Source organism: Bacillus sp. NEAU-242-2, assembly GCF_027853835.1.
GTDB classification, from domain to species: domain Bacteria; phylum Bacillota; class Bacilli; order Bacillales; family Bacillaceae; genus Bacillus; species Bacillus velezensis.
In genome coordinates, this window is sequence record NZ_JAPNNY010000005.1 from 130,541 (window position 1) to 146,260 (window position 15,720).

Annotated in this window: 14 protein-coding genes; 2 read left to right on the plus strand and 12 right to left on the minus strand. The window is 46.1% G+C overall.

Annotated elements, in window-relative coordinates; translation table 11 throughout:
- Positions 1–71: 71 nt before the first annotated feature.
- Positions 72–926, minus strand: coding sequence for a methyl-accepting chemotaxis protein (locus OWN49_RS15610; protein ID WP_017419081.1), 855 nt, complete (start codon positions 924–926; stop codon positions 72–74).
- 15 nt (positions 927–941) lie between these two features.
- Positions 942–2,399 carry an aldehyde dehydrogenase family protein gene (locus OWN49_RS15615; protein ID WP_176283185.1) on the minus strand — a complete coding sequence of 486 codons (1,458 nt, stop codon included), beginning with the start codon at positions 2,397–2,399 and terminating at the stop codon, positions 942–944.
- Between the two features lie 244 nt (positions 2,400–2,643).
- Here OWN49_RS15615 and OWN49_RS15620 point away from each other — a divergent pair, with 244 nt between their 5' ends.
- Together OWN49_RS15620 and OWN49_RS15625 are read left to right on the plus strand one after the other, a co-directional pair.
- On the plus strand, positions 2,644–4,029 hold the full coding sequence (locus OWN49_RS15620; RefSeq protein ID WP_025649927.1) for an amino acid permease: 1,386 nt from the start codon (positions 2,644–2,646) through the stop codon (positions 4,027–4,029).
- A gap of 117 nt (positions 4,030–4,146) precedes the next feature.
- The gene (locus OWN49_RS15625) at positions 4,147–5,376 is read left to right on the plus strand and encodes an MFS transporter (protein WP_065180693.1); all 1,230 of its coding nucleotides are present in this window, start codon (positions 4,147–4,149) and stop codon (positions 5,374–5,376) included.
- Between the two features lie 28 nt (positions 5,377–5,404).
- Here the strand turns inward: OWN49_RS15625 and OWN49_RS15630 are convergent, their stop codons facing one another.
- The 10 genes from OWN49_RS15630 to OWN49_RS15675 form a co-directional block, all read right to left on the minus strand.
- Positions 5,405–6,343 (minus strand): putative nucleotide-diphospho-sugar transferase, encoded by a 939-nt coding sequence (locus tag OWN49_RS15630; RefSeq protein WP_003155671.1) that lies wholly within the window; start codon positions 6,341–6,343, stop codon positions 5,405–5,407.
- A gap of 15 nt (positions 6,344–6,358) precedes the next feature.
- Positions 6,359–7,519 (minus strand): glycosyltransferase family 2 protein, encoded by a 1,161-nt coding sequence (locus OWN49_RS15635; protein WP_176283184.1) that lies wholly within the window; start codon positions 7,517–7,519, stop codon positions 6,359–6,361.
- Between the two features lie 28 nt (positions 7,520–7,547).
- Complete coding sequence (locus OWN49_RS15640; protein ID WP_102422892.1) at positions 7,548–8,459, minus strand: putative nucleotide-diphospho-sugar transferase; 912 nt, start codon at positions 8,457–8,459, stop codon at positions 7,548–7,550.
- Positions 8,460–8,483: 24 nt separating this feature from the next.
- Positions 8,484–9,452 (minus strand): GDP-mannose 4,6-dehydratase, encoded by a 969-nt coding sequence (locus OWN49_RS15645; protein ID WP_063637010.1) that lies wholly within the window; start codon positions 9,450–9,452, stop codon positions 8,484–8,486.
- Between the two features lie 6 nt (positions 9,453–9,458).
- Entirely contained in the window at positions 9,459–10,223 is a 765-nt protein-coding gene (locus tag OWN49_RS15650) for a glucose-1-phosphate cytidylyltransferase (protein ID WP_079005179.1), read from the minus strand.
- Between the two features lie 215 nt (positions 10,224–10,438).
- Positions 10,439–12,367 (minus strand): LTA synthase family protein, encoded by a 1,929-nt coding sequence (locus OWN49_RS15655; RefSeq protein WP_003155677.1) that lies wholly within the window; start codon positions 12,365–12,367, stop codon positions 10,439–10,441.
- Positions 12,368–13,142: 775 nt separating this feature from the next.
- Complete coding sequence (locus OWN49_RS15660) at positions 13,143–13,883, minus strand: ABC transporter permease (RefSeq protein WP_077721926.1); 741 nt, start codon at positions 13,881–13,883, stop codon at positions 13,143–13,145.
- Between the two features lie 14 nt (positions 13,884–13,897).
- Positions 13,898–14,788 carry an ABC transporter ATP-binding protein gene (locus OWN49_RS15665; RefSeq protein WP_167859962.1) on the minus strand — a complete coding sequence of 297 codons (891 nt, stop codon included), beginning with the start codon at positions 14,786–14,788 and terminating at the stop codon, positions 13,898–13,900.
- Entirely contained in the window at positions 14,789–15,100 is a 312-nt protein-coding gene (locus OWN49_RS15670) for a winged helix-turn-helix domain-containing protein (RefSeq protein ID WP_007609957.1), read from the minus strand.
- A complete protein-coding gene (locus OWN49_RS15675) occupies positions 15,093–15,686 on the minus strand; it encodes a hypothetical protein (RefSeq protein ID WP_077721924.1) in 594 nt (197 codons plus the stop codon). The genes OWN49_RS15670 and OWN49_RS15675 overlap by 8 nt, the downstream gene beginning before the upstream one ends.
- Positions 15,687–15,720 lie beyond the last annotated feature (34 nt).

Below are 15,720 nucleotides of genomic sequence, written 5' to 3' on the forward strand. Positions count from 1 at the left end.
ATCAAACGTGTAAGTGCAGTTTCCGCTTGATAAAGGGAAAACAAAAAAGGAGCCCGTAAGCTCCCCTTTTTTTATGATTCTCCGAGAACGTTTTCAGCCATTTTCGCTAAATGCTGGGCGCTTCCTGAAATCTCCTGCATCGTGGCAGAAATTTGTTCAACCGCCGCCGCTTGGCCGTCCGTGTTCTGGTTGATGGATTCAATTGAGTCCTCCAGCCCTTTCAGCAGGCTGTGGATTTTTTTCGTAATCTGGTCAATTTGGCCGACATTGTCTTTTGAATGAGTGGCAAGCTTGCGGATCTCATCCGCCACCACGGAAAAGCCCTTGCCGGATTCTCCTGCTCTCGCGGCTTCAATGGCCGCATTCAAACCGAGCAGATTGCTTTGATCCGAGATGCCCTTGACAGTGACGGAAATGTCAGCGATTTCTCCCGCGCTTTCACTGACTTGTTTCGCCTGAGCGGAAATTCCGGTCATCTGTGCTGAAAAGCCGTTGATGGATTCTGAGATATCCGCGATGGCCGAAGCGGTCTGTTCCACGACGGCGGACAGGCTTTCAGCGACATCATGAAGCTTGGCTGATTTTTCAAGGCTCGTGCCGAGACCGACGCCGCCGATGACTTTTCCGTTTTCATCATGAAGCGGAATCGCTCTGGCGATCAGCGGAAATCCGAACAGCTCTTTCGGCACCATGCTTGTCTTCTTCTGATTCATGCGGATCGCGTCTGTAATGATGTCCCCTTTTTGCAGCGGGTCTCCCGGCTTTACATTAAGAGAAAACGTTTTAGCCGGAATATTCACGATTAATTTTTCTGTATCATAAATTCCGATGGTGATGTCATCTTGGATCAGGCTGTTTAAAAAAGGCGCAACTTTGACAAAAGCGTCAAGCAGGCTGTGCGTTTGCTGCTCCGTCTGTATACTCATTTCTTTCACTCCTTCTTAATATGGGAATTGACGTTTTTTATGCTGAACCGAAATCCATTTCAGCGTGGTGAATTCTTCAAGACTCCATTCGCCATTCAGCCTGCCGAGACCTGATTGTTTCTCGCCGCCGAACGCGACATTCGGTTCATCATTAATGGTCGTATCGTTGACGTGAATCATGCCGGTTTCGATCCGCTTAGCAAACTCAACGCCCCGCTCCACGTTTGCCGTATGCACGGCTCCGCTTAAACCGAACGGTGTCGCGTTTGCGATGCTTACCGCTTCATCCTCCGTTTCAAACGGCATGATGCAGACGGCCGGTCCGAACAGCTCCTCCTTCGCGATGCTCATCTCAGGTTTCACATCTTTTAAAATGACGGGCTCAGCGACCGTTCCGCTGAATCGGCCGGACAGCACCGGAACCGCTCCCTCTTCTATCGCTTTTTCGACAGACCGTCTCAGACCTTCCGCCTGTCTCTCATTGATTAAAGGACCGATAACCGTATCAGGGTCCATCGGATCGCCGACTTTCAGCGATGACACTTTCGCTTCGTAAAGCTCTGTAAATTTGTCATATACAGATGTGTGAACGAGCACGCGGTTCGCCGACATACAGATCTGGCCTTGATGCGTAAACCGGCTGAATACGGCCGCATTGACGGCGTATTCAAGATCAGCATCCTCAAGCACGATCAGCGCGCTGTTTCCGCCAAGCTCCAACAGCGGTTTTTTAAAGTGTTTGACCGCAAGCTGTCCGATATAGCTGCCCACTCCGGTTGAACCTGTAAATGAGATTATCCGCGGCACGGGATGCTCAACAAAGCTGTCGCCGATCTCCCCGATATCCGTCACGATGACATTCAGCAGCCCGTCCGGTACGCCGGCCGCTTCAAAAATTTTCGCGATAAGCGTTCCGCCGCAGATCGGCGTTTCTTCATGAGGCTTCAGCACGACGCCGTTCCCCGCGCCGAGTGCCGGCGCAACAGATTTCATCGAAAGGAAAAACGGGAAATTAAACGGGCTGATCACCCCCACGACTCCGGCGGGTATTCTGTACAGCCTGTTTTCTTTTCCGTCAATCGTGGACGGGAGAATTTTCCCTTCCATCCGCACCGGAAATGTTGCGGCTTCTTTTATCATATTTTTGACAAGTCCGATTTCAAACTCAGCCTTCAGCCGTGTTCCGCCAAGCTCCTCCATGATTAAGTAAATAATCGCTTCTTCGTGCTCTTCAATGAAAGAAACGGCTTTTTCCAAAATGGCCCGCTTTTTAAAAGGGTTTACTTTGTCCCATTCTTGTTTCGCAAGAGCCGCGGCGCGATATGCCGCATCCACGTCATCAGGCGTCGCTTTTCGGAATGAGGTGATGACTTTTTGAGTATAAGGATTTCTGTTTTCCAATACGTTCCGGCTGCTCCCATCCCTCCATCGGCCGCCGATAAACTGCTTATTTAGTTCTTCATATTGAAACATGTAAACATCTCCCTTTCACCGAAACTTGAAATTAGTTGATGAGTCATCTTTTGTATCGGTCTTAAGGTGAGAAAATTGAACTATTTCACAATAAAATTCCCTTTCCTTCCGTGCATCGACGCTTTTTAGCTTTGTCCTTTTAAAGTGGAAAATTCTTTAATTGACTGCGAGAAATTTCGACAATATAATACAAACGTCAGTGTATATAATGATAAGAATATTATGAATTTTCAGGAGGACCCATATGTCTTTACTATTTCGGAAAAAGCCGCTGGCCGACTTAAAGGCCCAGAGCAAACAGACCAGCCTGTCCCGCTCGTTAAGCGCTTTTGACTTGGTTTTGCTCGGAATCGGCTGTGTTGTCGGCACGGGGATTTTTGTGATTACCGGGACTGTGGCCGCGACAGGCGCAGGACCGGCTTTGATTCTGTCGTTTGTGCTCGCGGGCCTTGCCTGCGCGCTCGCCGCGTTTTGTTATGCGGAATTTTCTTCATCCATTCCGATTTCAGGCAGCGTATATACGTATTCATATGTCACTCTCGGGGAGTGTCTCGCGTTTTTAATCGGATGGGACTTAATGCTTGAATATGTTATCGCGCTCGCCGCCGTCGCAACCGGCTGGTCATCTTATTTCCAGTCGCTTCTTGCAGGCTTCGGGCTGCATCTTCCGGAGGCGCTGACCGCCGCACCCGGCAGCAAAACGGGTGCCGTGTTCAACCTGCCGGCCGTTATCATTATCTTGGTCATTACCGCGATTGTTTCAAGGGGCGTGAAAGAAAGCACCCGCTTTAACAATGTCATTGTATTGATGAAAATTGCGATCATTCTGCTGTTTATCGTCGTCGGTTTCGGCTACGTGAAACCGGAAAACTGGTCGCCGTTTATGCCGTTCGGAATGAAAGGCGTCATCACGAGCGCCGCGACCGTTTTCTTCGCGTATCTCGGATTTGATGCCGTGTCAAACGCGTCGGAAGAAGTGAAAAACCCGCAGAAATCAATGCCTGTCGGAATCATCGGCGCGCTTGCCATCTGCACCGTCCTTTACATTACGGTATCGCTTGTCCTGACGGGAATGCTTTCGTATACCAAGCTGAATGTCGGAGACCCTGTATCTTTCGCGCTCCAATTTGTCGGCCAGAACAAAATAGCAGGCATTATTTCCGTCGGCGCGATTATCGGGATTACAACGGTCATGCTCGCTCTGCTTTACGCTCAGGTGCGCCTTACATTTGCGATGAGCAGAGACGGCCTCTTGCCCCGCATGTTTTCCAAGGTTCACCCGCGTTTTAAAACACCGTTTCAAAACACATGGGTGACGGGGATCGTTGCCGCCGGGATCGCAGGTTTTATTGATCTGGGAACCTTGGCGCATCTCGTCAATATGGGAACCTTGGCGGCCTTTACGGTCATTGCGATCGCCGTCATCGTTTTAAGAAAGAAACATCCGGAGATCAAATCTTCCTTCCGTGTTCCTTTCGTGCCTTTTGTGCCGATCATCAGCGCATGCTTATGCCTGTATCTCGCAAGCAGCCTGCCGGGCGTGACATGGCTCGCCTTTGTCATCTGGATCGCCGCCGGGATCGTCGTTTATATGATGTATTCGAGAAAACACAGTTTGTTAAATAAATAAAAAGGGAGGCTCTTTTTTCTGTTTGAGAAAGAAGAGCCTTTTTTGCACTTGATAATTCATTCACCTTATGAATAATATGGTGTATGCTTCGTTTACATAAAAAGGAGGAGAATCACTTTGGCAATTGCCGCCCCGCTTAAAGAAAAACCTGTCCATCGTCCCGAGACAACCATGTATTCTATTCTGTTCATTATCGGGATCTGTCATCTGCTGAACGATTCACTGCAAGCGGTGATTCCGGCGATGTTTCCGATTTTGGAACGTTCCATGAATCTTACATTTACGCAGCTCGGAATTATCGCCTTTACGCTGAATATGGTGTCTTCCGTGATGCAGCCCGTCATCGGCTGGTATACGGATAAACGCCCGATGCCGTATGCTTTGCCGCTCGGACTCACCGCAAGCATGCTCGGCATTTTAGGTCTCGCGTTCGCCCCGTCTTTTCTGACGATTTTATGCTGTGTCTTTTTTATCGGCCTTGGCTCCGCCGTCTTTCATCCTGAAGGATCGCGTGTCGCTTACATGGCCGCCGGCGAAAAGCGCGGCTTGGCGCAATCGATTTACCAAGTCGGAGGGAATACCGGCCAGGCGATGGCGCCCTTGATTACCGCGCTGATTCTCGTTCCGCTCGGTCAATTCGGCTCTGTCTGGTTTACGCTTGTCGCCGCAATCGCTGTGCTGTTTCTCATTTATATCGCCAAATGGTATAAAGGCCGCCTGATTCATTTGCGCGCCGTAAGTAAAAAATCACCGGCCGCCGCTGTGCAGACCGTCATTACAAAACCGATTATTCTCGCCCTTATCATGATTATCTTCTTAATTTTCGCGCGCTCCTGGTATGTGAGCGCGATCGGCAACTTTTATACGTTCTATGCGATGAATGCCTATCATGTCAGCATTCAGCAGGCACAGAGCTACATCTTCGTCTTTTTATTTTTCGGAGCTGTCGGAACGTTTCTCGGCGGGCCGCTTGCAGACCGTTTCGGAAAGCGGAACGTCATCATCGTTTCCATGACGGCATCGGCTCCCTTGACGATTTTCCTTCCGTTTGCGGGACCTGTCATCGCCTATGGCGTACTGGCGCTGATCGGCGTTGTTCTGATGTCCAGCTTCTCCGTGACGGTTGTCTACGCGCAGGAGCTTGTTCCCGGCAAAATCGGAACGATGTCAGGGCTTACGGTCGGGCTCGCCTTCGGAATGGGCGCGATCGGAGCGGTTGCGCTCGGAGCTCTTATTGATTCAGCGGGATTGACGCCGACCATGACAGCCGTCGCCTTTCTGCCCGTTTTAGGTCTGCTCGCCTTTGTCCTGCCGAGCGACAAAACATTAAAAGAATGGCATTCATAAAAAAATCCCTGCCGAAAAGGCAGGGATTTTATGTTTCAACCGTATAAAAATGAGTGTCAGGAACCGCATATTTCGGAATAAACCCGTCTCTGAAATCAGGAAACGCTTTTTGAATTTCATCAATCCATTTTTTTACGTTTTTGATGTACGGGACGTAAATCATACTGACTGTCGCCTCGTCATCAATGTGATAGTACCAGCAGAGATTGAATTCGTTCTCCGTGACGAGCGTAAAGCCTGAAAAATGATAAAAAATCAGCGGGGTGTCATTGACATATACAGCCCCGTCGCGCAGGCTGACGTCATATTGCTCAATATTCCACAGCGCCGCATTCGCGCCGATCGACTCCGTGACATGAACGTGTTCAAACTGCGCGGGCCACTTTTCAACATACCTTTGGTCACCGTATGTCTTTTTTTCTTCATTCATCTCCACCGTACAATAGGAGATGCAATCCTGTCTCCACTGCCAGACCGCCCGATACGCTTCCCCGGTATTCCGCGCGCCGACAAACCCGGTGTTGTACTGCCCCGTCAGCTTGTAATAAGACGCAAACCGTTCTGAATTGCGGTGATCCGTCAGAAAAAGGGAAGCATCCGGCTTTTCCGCAAACAGCTCGCCCGCATCTGAGAAGAAAAAGAGATCGGTGTCCAAATGGGCAAAATATTCGGCTTCATCATACTCCGTCATCACATGGAACAGAAAAGCCGGCTTCAGCGTCCAGCAATATTCATGAAACGTCCGGCCGCCCTTTGCTTCAAGCAGCTCCGGGTCCTCCATTTCATGGAGCTGAACCGCCGTGACATGTTCCCACGGCACCTGCTGAAGCAGTTCGTACGCTTTCTGATCGACACACAGCACATACAGATGAAAATCCCGGCAATGCTCATGGAGAGAATGAATCATCGGCATCAGTTTAAAGATATGCGTTCTGGAAACAATGGTTGAAAAATGATATTTACTCACCATATCACATCCAATTTATTTAAGATCCACATGCAGTAAATCAGCAGTCAGCGCTTTGAACGCCCTTGCAAAGTGCGTGACGCCCAGCTTTTTTTCCGCTTTTGCCAAAAGCTTTCCGACCTCCGGCAGCTGGAAGCTGTTCGCCGTGATCCGCGGGCTTTTCGTCTTCCAGTCCGGGTCAAGGTTGCGGTCTTTAACCGCGTGCAGCAGCTCGAGAAAAATGTGCAGCAGGCTTTCATATTTCTCATAATCAAGCAGCACTTCGATATCTGCCATCATGCTGTTGGTTAACTCCGCGTCAAACGGTCCGTTAAACGCGAGGTGCACGTCAAGCGAATGAATGTCATTGTACTTGTCGCACATGTACGCGATATTCGCCCTGATGTCATCAACGGAAGCGCAGTTGCTCGGATGCTCCTGATGGACGCTCATGATATCGCGCCGCAGCTGAAATCTCATTCCCGACTGATGAAGCCTGATGCCGAGATCATAATCTTCAAAGCCGTATCTGACAATGCCTTCATCAAACAGGCCGAGATCTGCCACGTGCTGCCTCTTAACTGATGAATTGTTCGTAATGAAAAAACGCCACGGCAGACGGTAGCCGTTCAAATCATCTCCGTATTTTTCCAAAATGCTTTTCAGCACCCGGATAAAGTCGGTATCTAAATCAAAGCATCGGTCAAGAAAGCTTCCGTCTCTGATGTCACTTTCATCAAGGAGCGCCTCTTTATCGCCCGGCAGCTCTTCATACAGTTCGGCGAGTTTTTCCTTATGCTCTTTTTCAAAACGGTCATAATAAAAGCTGTAAATCCGCTTCCAGAACATACCGCATACGACAAGATCGTCCCGGTTCTCATGAGCCTTGATATGCTTCGCCACCAAATCCTTTTCGGCAAGCATGTCGCTGTCATGGAAAATCAAAATATCGCCTCTGGCATTGCGGACCGCCTGATTCCGGCCGTAAGCGATCCCTCTGTTTTCTTTAATTCTTACAAAAATCAGCGGAAAATTCGCGCTGAATGATTCAAGCATGGATAAGGTTCCGTCTTCCGAACCGTTGTCAGCCACAATCACTTCGAACGGCTCTGTGCATTCCTGTTCATTCAGGGACAGCAGGCTGTTATAAAGCCTCTCCTTGGAATTATATGCGGGAACAATGACGCTTGCCTTCACTTTTCGTTCACTTCCTGTATATGATCATTTATTTGTTATCATCCTCAGATGCAAAGCCGCTGAACTCCGGGCAGACGGCGCTGACCGTCCCGATCACCCGCTTCAGAATGTCCTGATAAAGCTGATGGACAAACGGCAGGTCGGTCCGGTCCGTCTCATGAATCTGCCGAATGTCGCTGGCTGTGACGATCCGGTATCCGCTGAAATGATAGAAAATCAGCGGACTTCCGTCTTCGAGCACAAGACGCCCGTCCTTCCATGAAAACGTGTGGCGGCCGTAATTCCAATGGCCGATATTCACGCCGGGCGTGGTGATGTCACACACATTCGGGAACAGGCCGGACATGTAATCCAAGTAGCCTTGATCTCCGAATTTTCCTTCGCCCGGCGCATTTTTGCATTCTTCCAGGCAGCGTTCTTTCCACCATCTGAGACAATCTGTGCCGGCACTGTCGGTTTTGAAGCTGAGAAAACCGGAATTATACCGGCCTAAAAGACGCTGCAGCATGTCGATTTCCTGTTTTTCAAATGAGGGAATGACGATATCGCCCCGTGACAGAAGCACCGAACAATCCGGCTGATTGTCAAAAATCGCGCGAGGATCAGCGAAGAAAAACAAATCGGCATCAATGTACGTGACACGCTCTAATTCCGGATGTCCGTCCAGCACGAATTCGAGAAATACCGGCTTCACCGTCCAGCAGTATTCGCTCTGATCCCTCGTCCGCTTCAGTTCAAGGAGCTCCTCATTTTCCAGTGCGGACACCTGAATCAAGGTGACATTATCCGGCCGCATTGCCTGAAGCACGTCATAGGTGTCTTGATCCATACACAAAGTAAAAATGGGGGCGTCCGCCTGAACCGCTTTCAATGAGCCGAACAAAGCGATAGCCTGATACAGCCTTCCTTTTGATAAAACTGTGCAATATGCGCTTGTCACGTCTTTCTCTCACCTCTGTTTCTGTTACTTTTGAAAAAAGGCTTTATACCATTCGATCGTTTTTTCCAATCCTTCATCAATGGTATGCGCGGGCGTCCAATTCAGAAGCTTCCTCGCCTTTTCCGCTGATAAATATTGGTGCTTGATTTCGTGGCTTCCCTGATTGAGCACTTTCGGCTTGAGGTCACTGTCCATCGCCTTAAGAATTTTTTCTACAAGTTCCAGCACCGTCAGCTGAATCTCATTGCTGAAGTTGAACGCTTCTCCCGCAAGATTGAGCTCCTCCATCTTTTCCGCCAGCAAAAGGTATGCCTCGACCGCATCCTCGATGTAAAAATAATCACGGATAAATGTGCCGTCGCTGCGGATTTCCGGCGCTTCACCGTTCAGCACGAGCTGAATCGTCTGCGGAATAATCCGGTTGAAGTTCAAATCCCCGCCGCCGTACAAGTTGCCGCAGCGCGTAATACAGACCGGAAGTCCGTACGTATTAAAATATGTGTGGCTTAATAAATCGGCACAGCTTTTTGATACGTCATACGGATGTTTGCCCTGAAGAGGCATGTTTTCATCGTACGGCAGTGTCGGCTGGTCGCCGTACGCTTTATCACTGGACGCGACGATCACCCGTTTGATGAGCGGATGCCTGCGGCACGCTTCAAGGATGTTCCATGTGCCGAGAATATTGGCTTCAAATGTGGAAATCGGATTGCGGTTTGCGACGCCGACGATCGCCTGAGCGGCTAAATGAAAGACTGTGTCAATTTCATATTCGCCCAGCGCCCGCTCAATCACATCCAGATCTTCAAGCGCGCCGTGCACGATATTCATTTGCTTCACTTGTTCTCCCTGATACAGGTTCGACTTGGGCACAGTGTCACGGACAAGCCCCGTCACATTAGCCCCCTGATCGATCAGTTCCTTCACCAAGCTGCTTCCTAAAAGACCTGTACATCCCGTCACAAACACATTTTTATTTTTCCAGAAACTCAAACTTGATCACCATACCTTCCATACATGTTGTCCCCGGTCCCACATCTTGTTGATTTCCAGCAGGTTTTTATACGTATCGATCGCCGTCCAGAAACCGTAATGCCGGTATACCGCCAATTCGCCGTCCTTTGCCAGCTCCTTCAGCGGTTCTTCTTCAAACATGACGTCCCTGTCTTTCGGCAGATAATCAAATACCTTCGGGCTGAGCACGAAAAATCCGCCGTTGATGATGCCGTCACTTGAGTTTTTTTCAGAAAAGCTTTTCGCCATACCGTCTTCAACCGTCAGCGTTCCGAATTGCGAGGTCTTTTCTATACCGGTGACGGTCGCCGCAGCCCCTTTTGATTGATGATAGCTGATCAGATGAAACAGGTTGATGTTCGCCAGTCCGTCCCCGTACGTCATAAGAAAGGTTTCATCACCGATGATGTCCTTCGCCTGTAAAAGCCGCCCCGCTGTCTGCGTGTGTTCCCCCGTGTCTAAAAAAGTGATTTTCCACGGCTCGGATGTTCCCAATATCCGCACTTCTCCGGTAGAGCTGTCCAGCGTCATGCTGTGATTCTTCCAGTCATAATCTAAGAAATATTCCTTAATCATCTCTCCTTTGAAACCAAGAAGCAGGATAAATTCGTTCACGCCATAGTATTGATAGAGTTTCATAATATGCCATAGAATCGGTTTGCCGCCTATCATGGCGAGCGGTTTGGGACGTTCATTGGTGATTTCGCTCATTCTCGTTCCTTTTCCGCCGCAGAGAATGACTGCTTTCATCTCTACCCCTCTTCTCTGTGAATATTGGATTCGAAACCGCCCGTATAAGAGAAACCAACCCGATAATTTGTCCGATTCTCTATCACCGGTTTCAAAATCTACTGTAAGATATGAGAGATTGGCGCCCTTTGTGACCAAAAGCTCTCTCTTTTTTCAGATTGGTGAAGATACACACAAAAAAAGAGCCTCACGGAAATTCCGTAAGGCTCTTTCTATTATTTATTATCCTGATTCAGCTTTTCTTTGCCGTAATGATATTTAGACGGATCAACCGGCGTAAAGTCGCTCAATTTGTGGAATCTGAGCAAGTCTTTGTACATCACGCTGTCAGACAGCTTCAGCTGCTCTGTGACTCTGGCTTTCAGGTTTTTCGTTTCCTGATTGCCTTTCAGTTCTTTTCCTGTCTTCGTATCGTATACGACATTGGAGATGGAAGTATATTTCGGCGTGACGTAATCTCCGTTACGGAACGTCACCGTATCATCATGGTCTTTCGAGAAGAGATCGGTGCCGAAATTAATATATTTCTTAGAATCGATGCCTTCCAAGTGAAGGATCGTCGGCACAACGTCCATTTCACCGCCGTACGTATGGTTCACCCCGCCTTTTTTGCCGGGGATGCGAAGCATAAGCGGCACACGCTGATTCTGCGCGTTTTGATAAGGCGTAATTTCTTTGCCGAGAATTTCTTTCATCGCGCGGTTATGGTTTTCAGAGATTCCGTAGTGGTCTCCATAAAGCATAATCACCGAGTTGTCATATAAACCGGATGACTTCAAATCTTTAAAGAACTGTTCAAGCGCTTCGTCGAGATAACGCGCCGTCTGGAAATAGTCATCCACAGTCGCGTCGCCCGTTTTCGCTTTTTCGATCGTTGCGTCTTTTTCATCAAGCGTAAACGGATAATGGTTCGTCAGCGTGAGCAGATGCGCGTAGAACGGCTGTTTCAGCGATTGAAGCTTCGGTATGGATTCTTTGAAGAATGGTTTATCCTTCAGTCCCATATTGACAAGGTTGTCATCAGACATATCGTATGTGCTGGCGTCAAAGAATTTATCGTAGCCGATATGTTTGTAAATCTGGTCACGGTTCCAGAATGATTTGTAGTCACCGTGTAAAACGGCGCTTGTATAGCCCTCACTTTGGTCAAGGATGGCAGGAAGCGATTGATACGTGTTTTCCCCTTTTGTCACGAAGGCTGACCCTTCAGGCAGTCCGAACAGACTGTTATCCATCATCAGCTCGGCGTCAGATGTTTTACCTTGGCCCGTTTGGTGGAAAAAGTTATCAAAGTACGTCATGTCCTCTCCGCCGCGGGCGAGTTTATTCAGGAACGGCGTGACTTCTTTTCCGTCAAGTTTGTAATTGATCAAAAACGATTGGAAGCTCTCCAGGTGAATCTTAATGATGTTTTTGCCTTTGGCCTTGCCGAAATACTCGGCGTTCGGCTTCGCATAATGCGACGATGTGTAGTTTTCAACGCTCGTCAGGTCATCGCTGCTGGCATATGCCCGCTGTGATTCCGTCTGCGCCGTCTGTACGCCGTCATAAATCGTGTAATTATAAAGGCCTAAGTATTTTACAATGTAATTGCGGTCAAACGTTCTTGTCAGCAGCTCCGGGCGGTCCTCTTCGGCAATCGCCAGGTTCACGAAGAACAACACAATACCCGTCACGATAATTAATGACGTATACCGTTTTTTCAGCTTGAATTCCTTCAGCTCACGTCTCCACACCAGAAGCGCGATTAAAATAATAATATCAACAAAGTATAAAATATCATGGCCGGACATAATGCTGAAGATGCCGTCTCCCATATTTCCGACATTACCGGATTGCTTTAAGTTCGGGAATGTCAAGAAATCATCGAAGAATCGATAGAATAGGATATTTGCATACAAAATAAACGTCATGATGAAATCAATAATCACCATGATAATCGCTGATTTGCGGCCTTTCGCAAACAATGCCAGTCCTAAAAAGAAAATGGCGCTTGAGAACGGATTGATCACAAGCAGAAACTGCTGCGTCGGACCCTTCACCCCAAGGTTGAATTCAGCATGATAGGCTAAATACGTTTTGGCCCAAAACAAAATAATAGCCAGTACAAAAAAACTAAGTCTGTAAGAAAATAATTTCTTCATGGCAACCTCTACTTTCCTAAACACTTTAAATCTGTATTCTTACTTTTTGCTTCAATTCCTGCTTTCCGAGCAAAACGAAAGCATCACACAGCCCCATAAACACACCATTTTAAAAAACGATATATTTATCATTCGTGTCATGCCCATTGAACATCTTATCCCGCCAGCCATTAGACGCAGGATATCCGTTCTTCGTTTCACATTTTTTTCTGGCATTAAAAGGTACCGTATCAGACCCGGTCTGAAACTAGGAGATACCAAATATAAGAATAACACAAACTTCTAAAAACGAAAAATGAATATCAAAGACAGCCGCCCAACAGGCGGGCTGAAGTTATTGTATGCAAAGGGACTGAAAAACTTGAAGGTTTTTTTTGTGAGGTAAAAAAAGGACCGGAGTCATCCAGTCCTTTCCCTGTCAAATTATCGCTTAGACCCTAAAGATATACAAAAATGCTTTCTTCACGTATACCTTTTGTTTTTTATAATCCAACCATGCAGCAGAGCTGGCATTTGTGACTGCTTAAACTGTTCTCCAACACTGGTCCTTAAGGCGTCTTGCAAATTTCTGTTTCTCATTAGCGAAAAAAATTGTGAACTGGTTTCATCAAACCCGCCAATAAAGGAATTAGCTCCGTTTTTTTTCTGTTCAACAACGAGTTTTTTTCATACTTTTTAAATTGAGCCTCGACATACAGTTTTAGTTTTTCACTAATCATTTCCCGCTCTCCTTTTAGTCCCAGCTGCGTTTTAATATCTTAATTCTCACGGAGGTTTAATTTCTCGCCATTTTAATGTAATGTCTGTATCCAATTAGAGAAACTATAAATCCTAGTATTGTATAGCCCAGTACAACAAATGTTACCCATACTAGACTTTCTCCTCCCGATATCGTCGAGACCGATTGAATTAACCCTTGATGCGCCCAGTACTGAGGGAAGAGCATTCCAATAGTTTGAAGATAGCTTGGCAATTGATCATAAGGAGTCCATAAACCACATACAACAGCGGTACCTAATGCAATCACATTTGTCATGACCAAGCCGGTATTTTCAGTCTTTGCAAAGACCGAAATAGCAACTCCCCAGGATGTAACTAGTAAAGATATCAACACAACAACCCACAAATACGCCGGAAAATTATTAATTTCAATATCGTACAGAAATATTCCCAGAACGGAAAGGAGAAGAATTTGCATAAAAGTTATGACTAAAAAAGGGATACTTTTTCCTAAGAAGAAGTTATAAGGCTTTAAAGGAGTACTTGCCAGTCTTGATACAATTCCTTTTTCCCGATCCTTTACAAAACTTATAACGATGGAGATAATAATGAATGTTGAAAAGAATACGCTCATGCCGGTTACAGATTGAGAAGCTACTAAAGTTTTGTTTGCACTGTCTGTCGTAAATAGCTCAATCAGCAATATGATGGACACAATGGGTAATATAATCGTCCAAAAAAACAGAGACTTATCCTTTAACTGTTTTAGCGTTTCAATTTGAGCGAGCGGTAACATGATAAATTCCCCCTTTATTCTTCATCACGCAAATCAGTGCCGGTAAGTTTAAAGAATACATCTTCTAATTTTGGCTTATATAAAAACAACTGATGAGGCACAATATTGTTTTCCTTACTGACCCTAATTAAGCGCTCCATGGTTTCTAAAGGTTCTTTGGTTTTTATTATCAACCCTGAATTAACGACTGAAAACTCAAAACCATGGCTCTTTATTAATTCAGGAGACAATGAGGAGTTAAACATAATAGATGATTCTTCATGTCGTTTAAGCAGTTCATTTATTTCTCCTTCATCGATAATTTGCCCTCTGTCGATAAAAGCTACATAGTCACAAAGAGTTTCAATCTCTTCCATGTAATGACTCACATAAATAATGGTTTTACCGGCTTTTTTGAGTCGATTTACGATTTTAAAAATGTAGCGGCGTGATTGCGGGTCCACACCTACCGTCGGCTCATCTAGAATAATTAAGTCTGGATCGTGCATTAATGCACACCCGATATTTAAACGGCGCTTCATTCCTCCAGAAAAGTTCTCCACAACGTCGTTTGCCCTTTCTAACAACCCGATATCTTCTAACAGTTTTTTTGTTGTTTGCTTTAGTTTTAAGCCATTCAGCCTGTGTAACTTTCCGAAAAATTCCATATTGGTTTTTGCGGTTAATTTTTCTTCAAGGCTGATATCCTGCGGAACATAACCCAGCCTGCCATTTTCCTTGCCGACAAATTCAACCTTACCGTCATATTCGCGGATGATGCGCGAGATGATCTTAATTAAGGTAGATTTGCCGGATCCGTTCGGTCCAACAAGTCCATAGCAGACTCCTTTCGGAATTGTTAAAGCAACATTGTCCAAAGCCAGAGTCGTGCCATAGCGCTTACTTATATGTTCAACTTGCAGCATTTACACCATGCCCCCACTGTTATTTATTTTAAATATGGATTCAATCGTATTAATGTACTCCTTGTAGGCTGCTTTCCCTTCTTTCGTGATCTGAACAATAGTCTTCGGCTTTTTGGATACGAACTTCTTGGTTAGTTCTATATAAGCTGCATCTTCTAACTTTTTCAGATGCGAACCTAAATTCCCATCTGTGATGTCTAATGACTTTTTCAGGAAAGTAAAATCACATTGATCATAAGTCATCAATAAACTCATAATTCCCAACCGCACTTTGGCATGTATTAAATCATTGATATTGTTAACATTACTCATTTCCTTGCCCTTTTCTTTTCAAAATCATTCCTGTAAGTAATAGGCTGCCTCCGCCAATAAATGCAAAAACAATATTCATTGCATCAGGAAATAGGCAGAATGTAAGCATACCGAGTATGCTCAGCCAAAATCCCATAACAAAAATCTCTTTTGTTAACACGATGCCTAAGAATATGTACATAATAGACACCATTAAAACAATCAAAAACGATAGAAATTCTCCTGTTCGCGGCAATAATCCCATTAAAAACAGGAAAACAAAAATGCATACCACTAATATGAATCCAATCCAAGCATATTTTAATTGATTCTTTAAGAAAGTGGGCATAGGATCAAATTGTTTCTGCTTAAGATATGTCTTCAAAGTCAGTATCCATCCTAATACTGCCAGTATTAACCAGACACAAGCAAGGACTACAGAAAGTACCTTAAATAAAGAAACGGAATACGCAATAATCCATATACAGCCCCAAATAATGAAATATGGACTGGTTTGCCTTGAGTACTCAGTCTTGTAATTCGTCAAGACTTTGATATGAGATAAGTTTTCAGCTATCTCTGATTCACGAAAATTCTGATTTGACATAAGACAGGCTCCTCTTTTCGCAAAGTACTTTGTG